At 56.6% G+C, this 19,752-nt stretch carries 16 protein-coding genes and 3 pseudogenes; 10 read left to right on the top strand and 9 right to left on the bottom strand.

The features are described 5' to 3' along the window. Positions 1 to 51: 51 nt before the first annotated feature. The 3 genes and pseudogenes from RRH01S_RS31125 to RRH01S_RS33800 form a co-directional block, all read right to left on the bottom strand. Positions 52 to 969, bottom strand: coding sequence for a LysR family transcriptional regulator (locus RRH01S_RS31125; protein WP_042477147.1), 918 nt, complete (start codon positions 967 to 969; stop codon positions 52 to 54). A 694-nt stretch (positions 970 to 1,663) separates the two neighbouring features. Continuing rightward, positions 1,664 to 2,179, bottom strand: a complete 516-nt coding sequence (locus RRH01S_RS31120) for an FUSC family protein (protein WP_234711804.1) — start codon at positions 2,177 to 2,179, stop codon at positions 1,664 to 1,666. A gap of 23 nt (positions 2,180 to 2,202) precedes the next feature. Further along, positions 2,203 to 2,421: pseudogene (locus tag RRH01S_RS33800) on the bottom strand (pyruvate dehydrogenase); the annotation flags it as partial. Positions 2,422 to 2,578: 157 nt separating this feature from the next. On the opposite strand from RRH01S_RS33800, the gene RRH01S_RS31115 reads away from it, so the two are divergent. Continuing rightward, the gene (locus tag RRH01S_RS31115) at positions 2,579 to 2,941 is read left to right on the top strand and encodes a hypothetical protein (protein ID WP_042477141.1); all 363 of its coding nucleotides are present in this window, start codon (positions 2,579 to 2,581) and stop codon (positions 2,939 to 2,941) included. Positions 2,942 to 3,080: 139 nt separating this feature from the next. Here RRH01S_RS31115 and RRH01S_RS33795 read toward each other — a convergent pair whose 3' ends face one another. From RRH01S_RS33795 to RRH01S_RS31105, 3 genes are read right to left on the bottom strand one after another with little or no spacing between them, the layout of a single operon-like run. Further along, entirely contained in the window at positions 3,081 to 3,227 is a 147-nt protein-coding gene (locus tag RRH01S_RS33795; RefSeq protein WP_080705514.1) for a DUF2474 domain-containing protein, read from the bottom strand. Continuing rightward, positions 3,227 to 4,234: a cytochrome d ubiquinol oxidase subunit II gene (gene cydB, locus RRH01S_RS31110; RefSeq protein ID WP_042477138.1), complete on the bottom strand. Its 1,008-nt coding sequence runs from the start codon at positions 4,232 to 4,234 to the stop codon at positions 3,227 to 3,229. Before cydB ends, RRH01S_RS33795 begins: the two co-directional genes overlap by 1 nt. Before the next feature lie 26 nt (positions 4,235 to 4,260). Further along, entirely contained in the window at positions 4,261 to 5,682 is a 1,422-nt protein-coding gene (locus RRH01S_RS31105) for a cytochrome ubiquinol oxidase subunit I (protein WP_042477135.1), read from the bottom strand. Between the two features lie 642 nt (positions 5,683 to 6,324). Here RRH01S_RS31105 and RRH01S_RS31100 point away from each other — a divergent pair. Then, the gene (locus tag RRH01S_RS31100) at positions 6,325 to 7,020 is read left to right on the top strand and encodes an alpha/beta hydrolase (protein ID WP_042477131.1); all 696 of its coding nucleotides are present in this window, start codon (positions 6,325 to 6,327) and stop codon (positions 7,018 to 7,020) included. A 149-nt stretch (positions 7,021 to 7,169) separates the two neighbouring features. Here the strand turns inward: RRH01S_RS31100 and RRH01S_RS31095 are convergent, their stop codons facing one another. Beyond that, positions 7,170 to 8,075, bottom strand: a complete 906-nt coding sequence (locus RRH01S_RS31095) for a helix-turn-helix domain-containing protein (RefSeq protein ID WP_042477129.1) — start codon at positions 8,073 to 8,075, stop codon at positions 7,170 to 7,172. Positions 8,076 to 8,253: 178 nt separating this feature from the next. Here RRH01S_RS31095 and RRH01S_RS31090 point away from each other — a divergent pair, with 178 nt between their 5' ends. Beyond that, a complete protein-coding gene (locus RRH01S_RS31090; RefSeq protein WP_042477126.1) occupies positions 8,254 to 9,228 on the top strand; it encodes a carbon-nitrogen hydrolase family protein in 975 nt (324 codons plus the stop codon). 15 nt (positions 9,229 to 9,243) lie between these two features. Continuing rightward, positions 9,244 to 10,395 carry a nitrilase-related carbon-nitrogen hydrolase gene (locus tag RRH01S_RS31085; RefSeq protein WP_234711794.1) on the top strand — a complete coding sequence of 384 codons (1,152 nt, stop codon included), beginning with the start codon at positions 9,244 to 9,246 and terminating at the stop codon, positions 10,393 to 10,395. A 163-nt stretch (positions 10,396 to 10,558) separates the two neighbouring features. Here RRH01S_RS31085 and RRH01S_RS31080 read toward each other — a convergent pair whose 3' ends face one another. Further along, positions 10,559 to 11,449 (bottom strand): LysR family transcriptional regulator, encoded by an 891-nt coding sequence (locus RRH01S_RS31080; RefSeq protein ID WP_042477124.1) that lies wholly within the window; start codon positions 11,447 to 11,449, stop codon positions 10,559 to 10,561. Between the two features lie 116 nt (positions 11,450 to 11,565). On the opposite strand from RRH01S_RS31080, the gene mdlC reads away from it, so the two are divergent. From mdlC to RRH01S_RS35310, 6 genes and pseudogenes are all read left to right on the top strand, one after another. After that, positions 11,566 to 13,152: a benzoylformate decarboxylase gene (gene mdlC / locus RRH01S_RS31075; RefSeq protein ID WP_234711793.1), complete on the top strand. Its 1,587-nt coding sequence runs from the start codon at positions 11,566 to 11,568 to the stop codon at positions 13,150 to 13,152. A gap of 4 nt (positions 13,153 to 13,156) precedes the next feature. Next, complete coding sequence (locus RRH01S_RS31070) at positions 13,157 to 14,311, top strand: alpha-hydroxy-acid oxidizing protein (RefSeq protein WP_042477118.1); 1,155 nt, start codon at positions 13,157 to 13,159, stop codon at positions 14,309 to 14,311. Further along, on the top strand, positions 14,308 to 15,384 hold the full coding sequence (locus RRH01S_RS31065; protein WP_042477115.1) for an enolase C-terminal domain-like protein: 1,077 nt from the start codon (positions 14,308 to 14,310) through the stop codon (positions 15,382 to 15,384). Before RRH01S_RS31070 ends, RRH01S_RS31065 begins: the two co-directional genes overlap by 4 nt. Before the next feature lie 177 nt (positions 15,385 to 15,561). Then, complete coding sequence (locus RRH01S_RS31060) at positions 15,562 to 16,461, top strand: AraC family transcriptional regulator (protein ID WP_042477114.1); 900 nt, start codon at positions 15,562 to 15,564, stop codon at positions 16,459 to 16,461. Between the two features lie 54 nt (positions 16,462 to 16,515). Continuing rightward, positions 16,516 to 16,734 (top strand): annotated as a pseudogene (locus RRH01S_RS33790) (ATP-binding protein); the annotation flags it as partial. A 469-nt stretch (positions 16,735 to 17,203) separates the two neighbouring features. Then, a pseudogene (locus tag RRH01S_RS35310) lies at positions 17,204 to 17,982 on the top strand (IS5 family transposase). A 6-nt stretch (positions 17,983 to 17,988) separates the two neighbouring features. On the opposite strand, the gene RRH01S_RS31045 reads toward RRH01S_RS35310, so the two are convergent. After that, a complete protein-coding gene (locus RRH01S_RS31045) occupies positions 17,989 to 19,719 on the bottom strand; it encodes a GMC family oxidoreductase (RefSeq protein WP_042477108.1) in 1,731 nt (576 codons plus the stop codon). Positions 19,720 to 19,752: the final 33 nt, after the last annotated feature.

The following is a 19,752-nucleotide window of genomic DNA, read 5'->3' as shown; positions in this document are numbered from 1 at the left end:
TCGATGATTATCCCGCCCGCAAGATAATATTTGCTTCCAAAATGGAATCAATCACGGCCAGTTTTTGTCCCAAGCCGGTTGCCCGCGAAAGGCGTTGGCCAGGAAATCGACGAGAACCCGTACTTTCAATGCCAGATGCCGACCGGGCGGATAGACGGCATAAAGGCCTCGGGGTTCGTCTTCGAAATCGCTGAGCACTGGCCTGACCGCACCCGCCCGTAGTCTTGCGCCGGCGACGAAGCTTGGCGCACGGGCGATGCCGAGCCCGGCTTCGGCCGCCGCAACGCAAGCCTCGGCGTTGGAGAACTGGATACGACCATGGACGTCAGCCAGAATCGCCTGCGGATCGGCATGGTGTTTGAACCGCCAGGTGAGTGGATCCCGAAAATTTGTGTCGATGATGCAGTCGTGGTGCGCTAGATGCGCCGGTTCGGCCGGCATTCCACGCCCATCCAGATAGGAGGGGGCCGCAACGAGCACAACTCTTATGGCGCATAATTTGCGTGCTATAAGACTGCTGTCTTCCGCTCGGCCGATGCGGATCGCTGCGTCAAATCCTTCGTCTACGAGATTGACGATTCGGTCGGAGAAGCTGACATCCAGCTGGATGTCCGGAAAGGCTGTTGCAAACTGGATCAGCACCGAGGCCAGCTGAGTAGTGCCAAACGTGAGCGGTGCAGTGATCCGCAGCCTGCCCGACGGCACTCCCGAGTCGTTACGCACCGACGCATCAAGATCATCAAACTCCTCGAGCAGTGTCTTTATCCGCTCGTAGTATGCCCGCCCGGATTCCGACAGCGATAGAGCTCGCGTCGTGCGCATGATCAACTGCACGCCCAGGTTTGCTTCAAGCCGCGATACGAGTTTTGAAGCCTGCCCCGCGCTCGTGCCGAGACGCGTGGCGGCTGCCGCAAAGCTGCCGGTGTCGATGACTGCGATGAACATGCGGTCGCATTCGAGGCGATCCAAATGCAGATCCTTTTGTCGAAATCTACGTCTTGGCGGATTGATAGTGGCTTTGGCCACGACGGGTGACCACTCCTGCTTACAACTTCCAACATGCTGATCAATAGGCATCCGGAAAGAAAGCATCCCCAGACCTCTTCCAGACGCGCAACAGCGCTTCGAAACAGTCGACAAAATACCCTTTGTTGCTCGGCATCGAGGTGCGCGCGGCTACTATCATTGTCTTTCAGCCATTGTGGTACAGCAGATAATCTGCCAGCCATCGATCACAGGCTTCGCAAAGCGCGCCAATGGCATCGCACCCATCACGCTGCGATCATCAATGCGACGGTTATGGGCCTTGTTTTGGCCCAAACGCGCGGCTCGCTTGTTTCCGAGCATATCAATGCTTGAACCGGTGGCGGTAGTCGAAGAGCTCGCCGATGTTGTCAGTATCTCTACAGCGTGGCCTACGAGCAAGCCTCTACTCCCACGCATTCGACGGTTGTCCAAGTGCTGATTGAGGAAGGATGACGTGGTACTCAGGGAACCTAAAGGCAGCGTACCAAATTATTGGCGGCGGCATATTTCTGTTTTGATGGCAGCTATGATGAGCGCGTGTTCATCATTCGTGTCATTGGTTGCCCGCATGGAAACACAAATGGAAGAGAGGAGGTCATTGTGGAGGCGGGTAGGCGTTTTGGGAGGAGCCCCAGCGTCATTGCTGTTTTGCCGGCGGATCGATAGAATCCGGCTCAATTTGGCCAAACATGCGTCCAATCGCCGCTTCCGCTATCGTATGCAATGCGGCGCCGACCAGGCCGCCGAGAAGGACTTCGCCGCCGCGATAGAGGCCGGTGGTGAGGATGGGCATCTCCGGGCTCGCCGTCAGAAACACGATTGGCCCCGTCCACATGCAGACCCTGAGCGCCGGATAGCGGCGGGCGACGATGGCGCAGAGTCCGACGGCAAGGGCGATCTGGATTGCGACATCGGCGCCGAGTGGGGCGGCAAGACTGCCAATGGCAACGGCGGCGACGATGCCGATCACGGTGCCGGCCAGCCGCCAGGCCGTGGCGCTGCGTGTTTCGGTGAGCTTTTCCTGGGAGACGATAATCCCCGTCATTGCCGCCCATACCGGGTGTGGCAAGCCGATAGCCGACGCCAGCATGTAGGAGAATGTCGCCGCAGCCGAGCAGCGCAATACGAAGGCCATATGCCTGGCGAAATCCATTCCCGTCACGAGTCGCTCTCCAATCAGAGTCTGAGATTGGTCTTGGCGAGTTCCACGACCTCGTCACCGCGACCGTTGATGATGGCTTTCAGCATGCAGAGGCTGAAGCCCTTGGCCTGTTCAAGCTTGATCTTCAGCGGCATAGTCAGTTCCTGCTTCGCCGTGACGACATCCACAAGCACCGGGCACGGATGAGCCAATACCTCGCGCAGCGTACCCTTGAGACCGCCAGATTCCTCGACTGAACTGCGCCGGGTTTGCCGGAGCGGTTCGCTACTCCACAATAAAAGTGAATAAAACCGAACGCAGCAAAAGATGTACTTCCGGTATCTACTCTCATGAGAATCCGAATAATGGTGACGTCGCAACTCGGGTCTCAGTGCTTGAAGGAGAGGTAAGATGTCCGGTATTTTCATGAAAGCTGCTTTGATCGGTCTCCTGGTCGTCGGTTCATCGATAGCCGCCGTTGAGCCGGCTGCTGCCCAGGTCTGGGGCGATGGATGGGGTTCTGAAGATGCTCCGCCGCCGCCCTGGGAGCGGCGGCCTCGCTATGAGCCACCGGCGTCCTGGAACGATGTGCCTCGTTCCAACGACAGCTGTTCGCCCGAGGACGCGCTTCGGCGGGCGAGGGACTACGGCGTGAAGAGACCCGCCATCGAGCGTTTTTCCTCACGCTGGGTCTATGTTGGTGGATTGCGCGAGGGCGACTACGCTCAGGTAATCCTGAAAAATACCCCCGGATGCCCATATACCGATCACTAGAATAGCTTTCCAACGTCTCAATGCCGGTTCCGCTTCGTTCGTGGCTTAAGGCAAAGCACCGTACGAAACTGTTTACAGCCCCCTGAACAGTCTTCAGTGTTTGACTGCTGCATTCCAGAATAGGGCAAGCCGGTCGCCCTCAAAGCGTGAGGCCGGCCAAATTCATGAACAACCGAAAAAATGCCGCGGCGATGGCCAGGGAGATCACGCTAAGGACCCAGATCAGAACGAGCCAGCCTATCCGGCGCAGCCATGAAGTGTTTGCGCGAGCCGCTCGGTCCGCCATTAGTGATATCCCTCTCCGGTTTTCACTTTCCCGCGAAAGACATAGTAGGACCATGCCGTATAGGCGAGGATGAACGGGATGACGAAGAGCGCGCCGACCAGCGTGAAACCCATGCTTTCCGGAGGCGCGGCGGCTGTCCAGATCGAAATGCCGGGCGGGATAATATTGGGCCAGACACTGATCGCAAGTCCGCTATAACCAAGAAACAGCAGCAGCAATGCCAGGATGAACGGAGCGGCATGCGGATCGCGGCGCAGGACGCCGAGGATCGCCCCTGTCGTGATGAGAACCAGCAGTGGCACCGGCGAGAAAAACAACAGGTTGGGCATGGAGAACCAGCGCAGAGCCACAGCGGGATATGCAAGCGGTGTCCACAGGCTGATGATGCCGATCACGGCAAGAAGAATGATCGTCACCGGACGGGCCAGCTTCACCATCCGTTTTTGAAGATCGCCCTCGGTCTTCATGATCAGCCAGGTGGAGCCAAGCAGCGCATAGGCAATGACGACGCCGGCACCGGTAAACAGGCTGAACGGCGTCAGGAAATCCAATGCACCGCCAGTGAACGCGTTGTTTTCAACGGGGAAGCCCTTGATGAAGGCTCCGAGGGCAACCCCTTGCGAGAAGGCCGCGATAAACGATCCCCACGCAAATGCCTTATCCCAGAATGGCTTATGCGCATCGTCCGCCTTGAACCGAAACTCGAAAGCGACACCGCGCCAGATCAGTCCGGCCAGCATCAGGAAAAGCGGCAGATAGAGCGCACTCAAGATCACCGCATAGGCCAGCGGAAAGGCCGCCATGAGCGCGGCGCCGCCGAGAGCGAGCCATGTTTCGTTTCCGTCCCAAACCGGTGCCACGGTGTTGACCATCGTGTCGCGATCGTCGCGGTTGCGCACGAAGGGAAACAGGATGCCGATACCGAGGTCGAACCCGTCCATGATCACATACATCATCAGGCCGAACCCGATGATGATCGCCCAGAGAAGAGGCAGGTCTATTCCCATTGGCTTCAAGCCTCCATTATTCAGGACTATGACACGATTGAAGGGTCGATAGTGTCAGGCGCGGCCGATAGTGGTCGGGCAGGACGCTTGGACTGACCGTCTTCATCGGGACCGTGGCCGCCGCCGTCATGAGGCTGCGGACCCTTGGCGACGAGTTTGAGCATGTAACTGATGCCCGTGCCGAAGACGGCGGCATACATGACGATAAAGACAACCAGTGTGGTCGATAGCGTCAGCGCCGAATGATTGGAAACGGCATCCTTCGTTCGCATGATCCCGTAGACAATCCAGGGCTGGCGCCCGATCTCCGTGGTGAACCAGCCGGCCAGAATGGCGATCAGCCCCGTTGGCCCCATCAATACGGCAAAACGCAGGAACCAGGGGGCATCAAACAGCCGCTTGCGCCACCGGATCCAAAGGCCGCTTACGCCGAGAAGAAGCATGAGCATTCCAAGGCCGACCATGATCCGGAAGCTCCAGAAGACGATGGTGGAATTCGGCCGGTCCTCCGGCGCGAATTCCTTGAGCCCCGGGATCCGGCCATTCAGGTCATGCGTCAGGATGAGGCTGCCGAGGTAAGGGATCTCAATGGCGTAACGTGTGGTCTCCGCCTGCATGTCCGGCCAGCCGAACAGGATGAGGGGAACGCTTTCGCCTGGCTTGTTCTCCCAGTGGCCCTCCATCGCCGCGATCTTTGCCGGTTGATGTTCGAGTGTGTTTAGGCCATGAGCATCGCCGATCGCGATTTGCAGCGGCGAGACAATCAGCACCATCCACAGAGCCATGGACAACATGGTGCGCGTTGCGGCGGTCGCGCGGCCGTTCAGGACATGCCAGGCGCCAGAGGCGGCCACGAACAGAGCGGTCGCCAGATAGGCCGCAACCGTCATATGGGCAAGGCGGTAGGGAAAGGAGGGATTGAAGATAACCTTCAGCCAGTCGACGGGAATGACCCGCCCATCGATGATCTCGAAGCCTTGCGGCGTCTGCATCCAGCTGTTGGATGCGAGAATCCAGGTCGTCGATATCAGCGTTCCGATGGCGACCATGATTGTCGCCAGAAAATGCAGGCCGGGTCCGACTTTGTTCCAGCCGAACAGCATGACGCCGAGAAACCCGGCCTCGAGAAAAAAGGCGGTCAGCACTTCATAGGTCAGAAGCGGCCCGGTGATGCTTCCGGCGAAAGCGGAAAAGTAACTCCAGTTCGTTCCGAACTGGTAGGCCATCACCAGGCCGGACACGACGCCCATGGCGAAATTCACGGCGAAGATCTGCGACCAGAAATGATAGAGGTCGCGATAGACCGCATCTTTCTTCCAAAGCCAGAGACCCTCCAGGACGGCGAGATAGCTCGCCAGCCCGATGGTGATCGCCGGGAAGATGATATGAAACGAAATCGTGAAGCCGAATTGAATTCGGGCGAGTTCGAGTGCTGTTAGTCCAAGCATGGGTGCCCACCGTTGGAGATTGCCGAGGCGCAAGCAAGATATATCCGATCTTCGCCGGATGATGTCTTGCTGGAAGGCACTGCCTGCTTCTGCGTCGCGTCGACCGTGAAGTTGACATCATTGGCGAGCGTCTTCGGTCTGTCGAAGACCGGTCGTGGGGGTGCCCGAGGGACGGTCGCTCCAATGCATTGCGCGGTCATTATTGTCCCTTCCAATGGACGATGTCCCTTGTTGCAGGGGCTTGAAACCCCTCCCGATCTCGCCGCGTGGCGACGCCGGGTGCCACCATATCATACCGAATCAATAGAGAAAATGTATCTATATTGATTGCAATCAATAATGACATTGACGACAATATCATTCGCGCTGTGATCGGAAATACGGCCGATCGTCGCAGACGGCAACAGCAGGCTGGGAGGTTGATCCGCAAACCGCAGCCGTTGTACATTTTCTATGGAATCAGGGAAATTCGATCGAAATGCCAAGACTTTCGGATCCCGTCGAATGTTATCGGATACTTTGTGCTGGCTGCAGTCAATGTTTCTACAAGGTAGGGAAGGGAACCTGATCATTTCCATTCTCGTCATGCGACTCATCGTTTACGGATCGTATCGCCCTCTTTCAGGATAACAGGAGAGAATTTTGACAAATAAACCCACGATTATTCTGGTGCACGGTTTCTGGGGTGGAGCGGCACATTGGGGCAAAGTGGTCCTCGAGTTGGCGCGTAAGGGCCATCAGTCCATTCACGCCGTCGAACTGCCATTGACGTCTCTGGCGGAGGACGCCGAACGCACACGCAAAATGGTGGCCCAACAGAAAGGGCCTGTCTTGCTGGTGGGCCATTCATATGGCGGTGCGGTCATAACGGAAGTCGGGGATCAGCCGAATGTGGTAGGGCTCGTCTATATCGCCGCCTTCGCGCCCGACGCCGGCGAAAGTCCGGGCGGCATCACCCGGCAGCATCCCCCAGCGGCGATGGCCAATATCGAGCCGGACAGCGATGGTTACCTCTGGCTCAAGGCCGATAAACTCCATGAAAGCTTCTGCCAGGATATGACGCCTGAGGAGGCTCTCGTCATGGCCGCTACCCAAAAGGCGCCGTTGGCCAGTACTTCTGGAGACACCGTTACCGCCCCAGCCTGGAAGAGGAAGCCGTCCTGGTATCAAATATCCAGCGAGGACCGGATGATTACGCCTGAAAATCAGGTGGCGATGTCGAAGCGCCTGAATGCCCGAAAGGTCATTACCTTAAAGGCAAGTCATGCGTCGCTTATATCGAAGTCTGTCGAGGTCGCGGGCCTTATCGATGAGGCAGCCACCGAGGTGGCCCAGTAAGAGCAATAGGCTTTTGTGAGAATCGTGATTAGGTCGAACAGGACGCTTCCCCTGCCGTCGTGCTGGGGGATGCAAGGGCCATCCTACGCCCTGAGGCAATCTGGAAACTTGGGTTTGCATCTCCTGTGAAACGACAACTGAGATTCTGTCTAGTTTGAGATGCGCATCCTTGAGGGTGGGATTCCGTATGCTGCTTTGAAGGAATGATTGAAGTGGCTCATGTCGTTGAATCCCCAGCTCAAGGCGATGTCACTGACGGTTCTTTTCGCGTTGGTGCCAGTCGAGAGATCATCCTTCACGCCTTGCAGTCGCGTTTGCAGTATCAATTGCCCCGGGGACGTACCATTTTCAGCACAGAGACGGCGCAACGAACGTGAAGACATCCCGGCAATCGTCGCCATATCCAATGGGTCGAAGGATGGATCCCTGACCTCTTCGATAATACGGGTTCGAAGTCGCTCGAAAACGGCCCGACGAGGGGAAACGGCGGTTGTCAAAGATAGTATGCTTCCGGCAACGAGATCGCTCGCTACACGCTCCATCAATGCAAGCTGAGCATCACAAATACCGGGGCCGCGAGCAGCGAGACTGCGTAGGAAATCGAGTGCTACGGCGCCACAACCGTGCCTGGCCTCAAATGTGCGCGCCGTGAGATTGCCGAGCCCCGGAAGCCTGGATAGGAATTTGTCCCGATTCACGCGCAGCACCAGCTGTTTGAAAGGCCCCTCGAAGGAGAGGGAATAGGGCCGCCCACTTTCGTAGAATACGAATTGGCCTGGTATCGTCCTAGACTCACGGTCATCTTGCGTGACGAATCCCTGACCTGCCAACTGGAATGCAACCAGCACGACCTCCTGATGATCGGTGCGGACGTGATGCCTCGTGCGCTCTGTCAATTGGCTCGTGGAGTCCACAAGGCTTAGGCTATGGGTTCCGGGAATAAACTCGACGACTCTCCCATAAAAATCGCGCGCATCACTCTTGCTCTCAAGTCGAACGTAAGTCGACCAGAGCTGTTCTCTCCACACCGATAGCGTATTCGCGTCCTGAATCATCCCTACAAACTCACGGCACTCATGTGGCTGCTGTCATGAGCATCTCAATACCAAGCAAGAAACGTGCCGCCGCAATCCAGATGGCCATGTGAGACAAGGATCGCGGCCCTCATGACCAAGCGCTCCGCAGTCCGTTATGCGATGCCTGTAGGGTCAAGGGGAGCAAAGAGAGGGCCACATGGTCAAAATAGCTTACAAAGTTGCTGCTGTGCAAGCAGCACCGGAATTTCTGGATATCGCGAAGGGTGTCGACAAGGCAATCTCCCTCATTGAGGAAGCAGCCCGGAACGGCGCCTCGCTTATTGCCTTCCCGGAAGTCTGGCTTCCCGGCTACCCTTGGTGGATCTGGCTGGATTCGCCGGCTTGGGGAATGCAGTTTGTTGGCAGATACTTCGCCAACGCTATGGAAGTCGGCGACGCGCACTACGAGCGACTGCGCGAGGCGGCCGCGGTCAACTCTATCCACGTTGTCATGGGTTTCACGGAACGGGCAGGCGGAAGCCTGTACATCGCTCAGGCGATCTTCAGCGACAAAGGTGAAATCATTGGCAACCGTCGCAAGCTCAAGCCTACCCATGCTGAGCGGACAGTCTTTGGCGAGGGTGACGGATCGCATATCGCCGTTCACACAACGGAACTCGGGCGCATGGGTGCGCTTTGTTGCGCGGAACACATCCAGCCGCTCTCAAAATATGCAATGTTCTCACAAAATGAGCAGATCCATATCGCGAGTTGGCCAAGTTTCTCAGTCTATCGCGGTGCAGCGTTTCAATTGAGCGCCGAAGCAAATCTCGCCGCCAGCCAGGTTTATGCGCTTGAAGGGCAGTGCTACGTGCTTGCGCCGTGCGCGATTGTCTCGAAGTCGATGATAGAGATGCTGGTGGACACTCCCTCGAAGCAGAATCTGCTTCTTGAAGGCGGAGGTTTCACGATGATCTTCGGTCCCGACGGCGCGCCCCTAGCCAAGGCAATTCCCGAAAATGAGGAGGGTGTGATGTATGCTGAGGTGGACCTCGGGTTCATCGGGGTGGCGAAGGCTGCCTATGACCCGGTAGGCCACTATTCCCGCCCGGATGTTCTCCGCCTCCTGTTCAACCGGAATGTACAACAGCGTGTCCATCCTTTCGAGACGGACTACACAGAAATCGAATAACGCGACGGCTACGGATTGGCTGCCGTAAAGGTTGTCAATCCGGGTTCGCTTCTCAAAAACATGAGAACACAAATGGATATTTCAAGACGACAAATGCTGGGGGCATCTGCCGCCGCCCTTTATCTTACTCGTCTAGCACAGGATGTGCATGCTGCCGACGCGGCGCAATCCGCATCCGGACATGCTTTGCCGGGAAGTCGCCTGACGGAGGAGTTCAAGGTTGCCGCCGTGCAGGCAGAAGCGGTCTACCTTGATCTCAAAGGCGGCGTCGACAAGACGATCCGCTTGATCGGAGAAGCTGCGAGTGCCGGAGCCAAGCTTATTGCCTTCCCGGAATTATGGCTGCCCGGGTATCCGTTCGGTCACGAATCGGAACAATGGAAGAAGGCCTATCTGAAGCAATACGTCGCCAACTCGCTGAAGATAGGCAGTGATGAGTGGCGGTTACTTCTGGAGGCCGCCGCACGCGAGAAAATTTTCGTGTCGCTTGGGTACAGCGAACTGGAAGGCGATTACCTCTATATGGGACAGGCATTGATCGGGGCAGATGGCAGACCTGTACAAATCCGTCGCAAGCTTCGTCCGTCTGGTGGCGAAAGAACTGTATGGAGTGACGGCGATGTGTCGGGCCTGAGCGTCTACGAGACAGAGATTGGTCGCGTTGGCTCGCTTAGTTGCTGGGAGCATATGCATCCGCAAATGACTTATATTCTCCAGTCACAGATGGAACACATCCATATCGGTGCTTGGCCCATACTGCCGGAGGCCAACGGGTTCAATTGGGCCGGTCCTGCAGTCAATCTCGCCGCGGCGCGCTACTACGCGACAATTACCAGCGCCGTCACAATCGTTCCCTGCAGCATTGTGGGCGACGAAGCATATTCAAGATTTCAGGAAATCCCTGCGAGCAGATGGGTGCCCAAGGGGGGTGGTCACGCCAGAATATATGGGGGCGATGGAGCTGAAATCGGAAACCTGATCCCGCACGAAGTGGAGGGTCTGGTAATAGCTACAGTCGACCCTCGAGCATTCTCGCCGAAGACGGAGGATTCCGACGGTGAATTTTCCTATGGAGTTTTGCAGTTCATCCTTGAAAACTATCCTGGGCCGCGCGTTCCGGACAAGGAGCATGGCAGCAAGAATCTGGTGGCGATAAGCTCTCTCTGAAAATGATGCCGATGCTCACTCAGAAGTCTATGCCGGCTTCTGCTTTCAAGACGCCGTTCTGCCTATGCCTGCTACCAGTATATATGCCGCTGACGTCTGGCGTCTGTTCTGCCCTCTCGATCAGCCACCGCGGATAATATCAATTCGTTTCGGCAGAAATAGACTATAGGCCTTGCAGACATGATTTCAAAATCTCGCGCAGCCAGGCCTGAGCCTCGATCTCGCCATCTGTCTCTCTCCAATGCAACCTGACTTCAAATTCAGGGATCGGAAGTGGAATTGTGCAATATCTCACCATACCGCTACCCGCAAACATGTGGGCCGTGCGAGATGGAAGTGTCGCGAGCAACTCGGTTTTCGCGACGATGTCGTGAAGGCCAATAAAGTGAGGCAATCGTAGGGAAACCTGTCGGGTCGCACCAATCGCCCGAATCTGATCCTCGACTTGACGATGCCCGGAATGGGAGGAAACGACGATATGCCCTTCGGATAAATATTGCTCAAGGGAGATTTGGTCGCGAATTCGCGGGTGCCGGGCGCTAACAAGGCAAACGTAGTGCTCTTGGAAGATGGGCTCTGAGCGAGATTGCACTTTTGCACTTGTGGAATTGAAGATCGCCGCATCAATTTTGCCGGTTGCGAACCAGTCATCCAGTTTCTCGACTTCAAGTTCGACAACCTCGATGCCGATTTTGGGCGCCTCCCGGCTTAGGCGCGGCAAAATGTGCGGCAAGAATGTCATTTCGCCTAGGTCGGAGAATGCCAATTTGAAAACTTGATTGGAAGACTTCGGATCGAAGTTCCACCGGCTGGCTATGGCGGTTTCAATCTCTGAAAGAGCGGATCGAAAAATGCCGTACATCCGTTCGGCTACAAAGGTCGGCTTCATGCCGTCGCGGGTGCGGGTGAAGAGCGTATCGTCCAGCATATCCCTCAAGCGGCCCAAGGCGTGACTCACCGACGGTTGTGTAAGGTTGAGCTTGACAGCCGCGCCGCTGACACTCTCCGTCTCGTAGATCGCGATGAACGCACGGATCAAATTTAGGTCAGTCATCGCCTCTCCATCGTTCTCTTTGATTAAAATATAGATACAATCTATATCTTAATCAAAACAATCGCGATTTGACTAATAATTGTTTTAGTTTTGACTGCCTTCAAACGAAGGAGGTTGTGTTGAAGACAGTCAGAGAGGCAACATATGAATTGCTCAGGAGCGTTGGTCTAACCACCGTTTTCGGCAACCCAGGCTCGAATGAGCTGCCGTTCCTGAACGACTTTCCGGCCGACTTCCGTTACATCCTTGGCCTCCATGAAGGAGTTGTCGTGGGGATGGCGGACGGGTACGCGCAGGCGACGGGCAACGCCTCGCTTGTCAATCTCCATTCGGCAGCCGGCACGGGCAACGGCATGGGGGCTCTCGCGAACGCTTGGAACTCGCATACCCCTATTATCGTCACCGCAGGGCAGCAAACACGCGCTATGATCGGGGCGGAGCCACTGCTGGCCAACGTCGACGCCGCGATCCTTCCGCGGCCGCTTGTCAAGTGGAGTTACGAGCCCGCGAGCGCCTCGGAAGTTCCGCATGCCTTCAGTCGTGCGTTTCACATCGCTGAGCTTCCAGCCAAGGGACCGGTATATCTCTCTATCCCCTACAATGATTGGGATCAGCCCGCCGGACCTTTCTCGGATGCAGTCAATATGCGAAAGGTCGAGGCCGCCGGAATGCCGGACGAACATCGGTGGGCCGCGCTCCTCGATAGGATTACGTCGGCGCGCAATCCGGTCATCGTGCTAGGGCCCGATGTAGATGCTGCGCGCGCCAACAGTTATGCTGTTACTCTCGCGGAGAAAATCGCCGCTCCGGTATGGGTTGCTCCCTCCGCGCCGCGCTGTCCTTTCCCAACGACCCACCAGAATTTTCGTGGATTGCTGCCGGCGGGTATTGCCTCGATCTCCCGCATATTGAGTGGGCACGACCTTATTCTGGTCTTCGGCGCACCGGTGTTTCGATATCATCAATACGATCCTGGTGCCTGGCTCCCCGAAGGCGCGAGCCTTGTCTCTGTGACCTGTGATGCTCTTGAGGCCGCCCGGGCGCCCATGGGTGATGCAATTGTTGGCGACGTTGGAGGTGTCTTGAAGCGCCTTTCCGAGCACGTGATTGCGGGCGCGCGCGCCGGTATCGAGGCATTGCCACGTCCAGAGAGGGCACCATCGAGCGATGGCGCGCTACTGCCTGAAGCAGTTTTTGACATAATCGACGATCTTGCGCCGGAAAATGCCATCTACCTGAATGAGTCGACATCAACAACGGCTGCACTTTGGGAGCGACTCCGGATGCGCCAGCCCGGAAGTTACTACTTCGCCGCCGCCGGCGGCCTTGGATTTGCGATGCCTGCCTCTGTCGGCGTCCAGCTTGCCGAACCTGAACGGCGTGTTATCGCCATTATTGGCGACGGATCTGCGAACTATGGCATTCAGGCGCTGTGGACCGCGGCGCAATATAAGATTCCGACGATTTTTATCATCATGAAAAATGGCACCTACGGTGCGCTTCGCTGGTTTGCCGGAGTGTTGAAGGTCGAAAACGTTCCCGGTCTCGATGTGCCGGACATCGACTTCCAGGCGCTCGCTACGGGTTACGGCGTAAAGGCGCATCGCGCCAGAAATGCGGAAGAATTCAAGCATGTACTGGCGGAAGCCCTGTCCTCGGATACCCCTATCCTGATCGAGGTTTTGACCAAGCACGGAGGTTGATCCGATGGGAAAATCCATCAAAGTCGAGGACTACCGACATCTCGCCCGCCGCCGTCTGCCAAAGATGGTTTTTGACTATCTTGATGGTGGCGCGGAGGATGAATACGGGTTGCGGCATAACCGCGATGTGTTCCTGGACTGGCATTTCAAACCGTCTCGATTGATTGACGTCAGCCGGCGGGATCTAACTGTTGAATTGTTCGGACAGCGGTATCCGTTGCCGTTCATGATCGGCCCTACGGGGCTTAACGGAGTTTTCCGGCCAAAAGGCGATTTGCTCCTTGCTCAGGCGGCTGCAAGATTGTGCATTCCCTTCGTTCTGTCCACGGCCTCAAACTTGACAATTGAAGAGGTCGCGTCCAACTGCGACGGTGAACTCTGGTTTCAGCTCTATGTTGTGCATCGGGATCTTGCCAACTCTTTGACCGACCGAGCGCTGGCCGCAGGCTACAAGACCCTTGTTCTGACCACCGACGTTACCGTCAATGGGTACAGGGAACGCGATATGCGCAGTGGCTTTGGTCTACCGCTCCGCTACACCCCAAAGGTCATCCTCGATGGTCTTCGCCACCCTGCTTGGTCGCTCGATCTCATGAGGACGGGCGTCCCGCAGCTGGCCAACTTCAGAGGTGCGGCCGCCGCGACCCCGCAAGCCCAGGCTGCCCTGATGAGCCGGCAGATGGATGCCAGTTTCAGTTGGGAAGATCTGGTAAGACTGCGTGACCGCTGGCCTCATCGGCTCCTCGTCAAGGGGATCCTGCGCCCGGAGGACGCACAAAAGTGCGTTGAGCTGGGTGCTGACGGCGTTATCCTTTCCAATCATGGGGGGCGGCAGGTCGATAGCTGCCTTTCACCCATGGAGGTTCTTTCCCAGACGGCGCGACTCGTGACGAAACCAATCCTGATCGACAGTGGTTTCAGACGCGGTGGCGAAATCGTCAAGGCCTTGGCGCTTGGTGCGAAGATAGTCCTGTTGGGACGGGCAACCCTCTATGGACTTGCCGCCCGAGGCTCGCCTGGTATCGACGACGTGCTGTCGATCCTCCGCACTGAAATTGATCGGACACTCGCGCTTATCGGCTGCAATTCTGTCGCACAACTCTCCTCGGACTTCCTGGTTCCGACATTCGGCAGACACAACGAGGAAAAACGTTCATGATGAAGATCACCGCTATTCGCTCGCGTCCGGTGCTCGTCCCTCTTGAGTTCCCGATCAGAACAGCGTCCGGTACAGTTTCTGCTTCTCCGTTGGTATTGATCGACCTGTTCACCGACGCTGGCATTATCGGGCATGCTTACATCTTCGGCTATACACCGTTGACCCTACAGCCTTTAGTCGCCCTGTTGGACAATCTTGCGGGCACGATCATTGGCCAATCCGTTGCGCCCCGGGCCCTTGAGGAACGTCTTCGGCGAAGCTTTCGCCTGCTCGGGTACACTGGTTTGTTGCGTATGGCTCTGGCCGGCATCGAGATGGCCGCCTGGGACGCGTTTGCGAAAGAGCAGCGAATGCCTCTCGTTCGGTTGATCGGAGGGGAGCCGCGACCAATTCAGGCTTATGACAGCCACAGCATGGACGGAGAGGCTTTGGCGGTCGAGAGGGCCGTTCGCTCCGCCAAGGCGGGCTTTCGCGGCCTCAAGACAAAGATTGGCTATGCTTCCTTTGCAGAGGAGCTCGCCGTCATTCGGGCGATCCGATCTGCAGTCGGCCCTCAGTTCGAAATCATGGTGGATTACAATCAGGCCCTCTCGGTACCTGAAGCCATAATCCGAGGACGCGCCCTTGCGGAAGAAGGTATAACCTGGATCGAGGAGCCTACTCTTCAACACGATTATGATGGACACGGGCAAATCACCCGAGCACTGACCACGTCGGTTCAAATGGGCGAAAATTGGTTTGGGCCTGAAGAAATGATGCTCTCCGTAAAGGCCGGCGCGAGCAACCTGGCCATGGTGGACGTCATGAAAATCGGCGGCGTGTGCGGATGGATGAAGGCCAGTGCGATTGCCGAGCAGCACGGGTTGCCGCTCTCGAGCCATCTATTTCAGGAAATCAGTGTACATCTTCTGGCTGCATCGCCAACCGCACACCGATTAGAGCATATGGATATTGCCGGTCCTGTTCTGTTGCAAGGGATGACAATCCAGGATGGCTTTGCGTTGGCCTCGGAAGAACCGGGAACAGGCGTTGCTTGGCGGGAAGACGCAGTTGCGCAATTCTTGATTGCTTAATCCAAACTGCGCAAAGCGCTTGTAGCCGGCGCAATGAGTATGTCCAAAAAGTATGGAACAATACCTGACATGGTGTTGATACAGGTGCCTTCAGGATGGAAGCTAGGAGGTTAGCGAACTGCATATGTGGGCTGTAGCACCACAGTCATTTGCAGGTTCCTTTGGGAGGAGGAGCAAATGGTCAATGTAACGGAAAAACTCATCGAGTATCGCCGGGTCCGGCATAGCGCCGCCAGCGAGGCATCAAGTTATCTGACGAACCATACTGCGGAAGTGAGCCTCTGCTTTCCCAATCCAATCGTCTGCCAGATGATGCGCGGTCATAAGATCATGCGGGTCAACGGCTCCAAGCCCTTCGATTTTCTGCCTGGCGAAGCCATGCTCGTTGCTCCAGGCATGCCCTTGGAAATCCTATTTCCAGAAGCCTCACCTGAAGATCCAACCGAATGCATATGTATAGAAATAGATCGCAGTCAGGTTGATGAAATTGTCGAACGCGTCAACCAGGGCCAGAAACGGCTCGGTCTCGGTGGCCGGTTTTCGCTGGACTGGACTCGTTTTGCGGTTTTCCGGAAGGATCTAGCGATCCTTGGGCAGATGAACAAATTGATGATGCTTTACAGGGACGAGAAGAGCCCGTTCCGGGATGTACTTGTGGATCTCGGTCATGAGGAGCTCGTCTTGCGTATCCTTCAGGCACAGTCGCGCGAACTTCTCGTGGAACAGCGGACGTTTTCGCCCACAACTGGCCTCGACGTGGCCGCTGAAATGCTCCGCGATAATCCGCGAAAGCGATATGCGATTGAGGAGCTGGCCCAAATAGCATGCATGAGTGAGGCCACTTTCTTCCGACGTTTCAAGGCGCGTTTTGGCGTTACGCCGGCCAAATTTGCCAATGACTGTCGCATCCATCGGGCTCGCGCCTTGCTCGCCACCGCGCCCGTTGCCGAAGTTGCGTTTGATCTCGGTTTTGCGAGCGTGGAGCATTTCTCTCGGCTGTTTCGGCAGGTGACAGGGGAAACCCCGGGCGGCATTCGCAAACGTCTCCGCCCAGACGTACGGGCGTACATTCAATAATACTTTGTGGGCGAAGGCCGAGCCAGCTCGACCTAGGTCATGTTGACAAAGTGCCTTCATGAACAAGCACGCCACGACCTGTTGGACATCCTCGAAGACCGTTATGGGCGTCGATCAACCATCATCACAATCCAGCTTCCGGTGTCCGCATGGCACAACGTGATAGGAGACCCCACTTACGCCGACGCCATTCTGGATCGCCTCGTCCACAACGCACACCGCGTCGAATTGAGCGGCGATAGTCTACGCCGAAACCTCTCCCGAAAAGCTTGACACCTTCCTTCAATGGACTGACAACAATTATCGCCCGCAGACCCCAACTAATCGGGGGGCGAGATCATCCCGGAAATCGGGGGCGCAATCATCTCGGGACAAAAGGAAGGCTTCGTCGGAATCAGCACGAAGTTAGATTCGACGATGTTTGAACAAAAATGAAGCTGCTGAAGCAGCAGTTTTGAGGTAGTGCTCCTCACGATAGTTAGTGTCAAGTAATAGCCTGGATATATTCAAAATGATGGATTGGTTCCCTATAGTCTTCATTACGTTCAAGGTTCTCGTGTTAGGCACGGGCATGTTCTTCGCCATCAAGTGGCATCACGATCAAGGGAAGAAGAAATAACGAAACCAGGGGACCGTAAGCGCCCGCCGAACACACCCTTGACGCCTCAGATTAGGCCTGTTGACAAAGTGGATTCCCAAATCAGCAGGAGCATGATTCAAGACTGCCTTTTAGGAGGCAGTTTTGGCTCGCGGCGACCCGACGGATATGGAATGGCGGATCATTGAGGGACTATGGCCCACCGAGCGTGGGAGAAAGTCTCGCCCCGCACACGATAACCGACGATATCTGAACGGCATGCTGCATGTTCTTCGGGTCGACTGTCCCTGGCGCGACATGCACGAATGCTACGGAAAGTGGAATTCCGTCTATGTGCGCTTTCGCCGTTGGGCCGAACAAGGCGTTTGGGGCGCGCTGCTTGAAACGCTTGTCGAGTTGGGCTAACCGATGACTGGCAGCACATGATCGACAGCACCACCGTTCGCGGCCACTCTCAGGCAGCGGGCGCTAAAGGGGGACTTATCAGGAGGGTTTTGGTCGATCACGCGGCGGCTTACGACGAAAATCCACGCCCGCGCAGACGGTCAGGGACGTCCTCTCGGCTTCATCCTGACCGGCGGCGAAGCTTCGGACTTCAGCGCTGTTCCTGATCTACTGGCGATATCAGTCGGCAAACCGAGGTTATTTCTTGCCGACAAAGGATACGACGGCAATTTCCTGCGCGAAGAACTGCTGATCCATGGGATTAGGCCGGTCATTCCGCCGAGGCCAACCGGAAGAACCCGCCTGCCTGCGACTTCAGACCCCACAAGGATCGAAACCGCATCGAGAGGATGTTCAACCGCCTCAAGCAGTTCCGGCGCGTCGCAACCCGGTACGACAAGACCAGAAAATCCTTCGCAGCATTCCTCGCCCTGGCCGCCGCCAAGATATGGTTGCCACACTTTGTCAACAGGGCCTAGTCTACCTCATCCGAGGAGAATATCGGCCATTCGTTCACCGATGATGACCGTAGAAGCCATTGTATTGCCAGTCGAGACACGCGGCATTACCGAAGCGTCAGCAATGGATAATCCCTCAACGCCTCGAACACTTAACCGACCGTCTACGACGGACATCTCGTCGCGCCCCATTTTGCATGTGCAGCTCTCGTGAAAGTAGGTACCGGCAGCATCCCTCGCGAAGTTTGCCATCGCTGTTTTATCTAGTGCACCCGGCATGATTTCACGCTTTACGAAGGGCTTCATCGCTTCCGAATTTCCGATTTCGCGGCAGAGTTCGATTCCACGCAGGACTGCCTTCAGATCAGCGGGGTCGGACATAAACCGTGCATCGATGCGGGCCATCGCCCTGGGGTCAGCGGACGACAGATAGACGCGACCACGGCTCTTGGGCCGAACCAAGCCGGGCGCGATTGTCCAACTGCCTGCCGGCGGATTGTACTGGGGACCTGTGACTTCCGAAGCGAAAGGCACTTCGATCTGGAAAGGCTGCAGATCCGGTGTGTCCAGCGAACCGTCGCTTTTCCAGAACAACGTCGCTTCGGCTACATTGTTGGCTGACGACAATGGCTCCTGGTATTCCCATAGACAACCCGCCACAAGAACATGATCTTGAAAGTTCCGACCTACGCCCGGCAGTTTCACGGCAGTCTTGATGCCGTGCTTCGACAGTTCCGCATCATCACCGATCCCGGAAAGCATCAGAAGTTTGGGCGTGTTGATGGCGCCCGCCGACAGCAGCATCCTCGTCTTGGCCTCGACCGCATGAGTCACGCCATTTCTGCTGAACGTCAGGCCTGTCACCTTTGAGCCGATCACCGTCAGTGAAAGGACTTCTGCGCCGGTTAACAGCGTTAGATTGGGACGTTTCAAGGCCGCATAGAGATAGTCATGAGCGAGATTGACCCGGCGACCATCACGAATGCGAAGGTTCGCGATCGCAGCCCCACCAGCGCCCTCCATCATCTCGCCGTTCATGTCTCCAAAGGTGGGAATGCCCACGCTTTCCGCCGCGCTGAGAAACGCTGGGGCAATGGGGTTCGGATCTCGAGCAGGCTCGATCCACAGTCGCCCCCCGTCACCGCGGCGCTTCGTATCCGGCTTGCCTTGCCAGTCCTCTATTCGCTTGTAGATCTCAAGCACTGAAGCGTAAGACCAGCTGTCGTCGCCCGTTTCCGACGCCCAAAAGTCGAAATCATTCCTGTGGCCTCGCGCCCAAACCATTGCATTCACGGAAGAGCCTCCGCCGACAACCTTGCCCATCGGCAGGATTAGGGCGCGCCCGTTAACGCTATCCGCTGGATCCGCAGTGTAACCCCAATCCCGCTCTGAACGAATGTTGGTCGGCCAGAGGCCGGGATTCAAGACCGCATTGAGCTGATCGGTACTCCCTGCCTCCAGCAACAACACCTCAGCATCCGTTTCGGTCGCGAGGCGGCCGGCGACGACAGCCCCGCCACTGCCGCTACCCACGACAATATAGTCGTAGGCTTTCTTGAGGTTGCGGGCATTGTAAAGCTGTGTGATAGCAGCATCGCCACCATCTTGAGCCATTGTGCCAGCAGCTGTGAGGGAAGCGCCAGCGGCCATGGCCAATTGCATGAATTGCCTGCGGCCCACTTTGCCATGGTACAGCGCTGCTTCAAGGGTGTTCAAACGGTCGCCTCGGGCGAACCGCGAAAAGACAGGAGGTGTCATCTGTTCGATCCTGGATGCCGGATAATGGGGTAG

Source organism: Rhizobium rhizogenes NBRC 13257, assembly GCF_000696095.1.
In the GTDB taxonomy this organism is placed as follows: domain Bacteria; phylum Pseudomonadota; class Alphaproteobacteria; order Rhizobiales; family Rhizobiaceae; genus Rhizobium; species Rhizobium rhizogenes.
The sequence above is the reverse complement of the archived record's forward strand: the minus strand, read 5'-3'. Positions and strand labels throughout refer to the sequence as shown.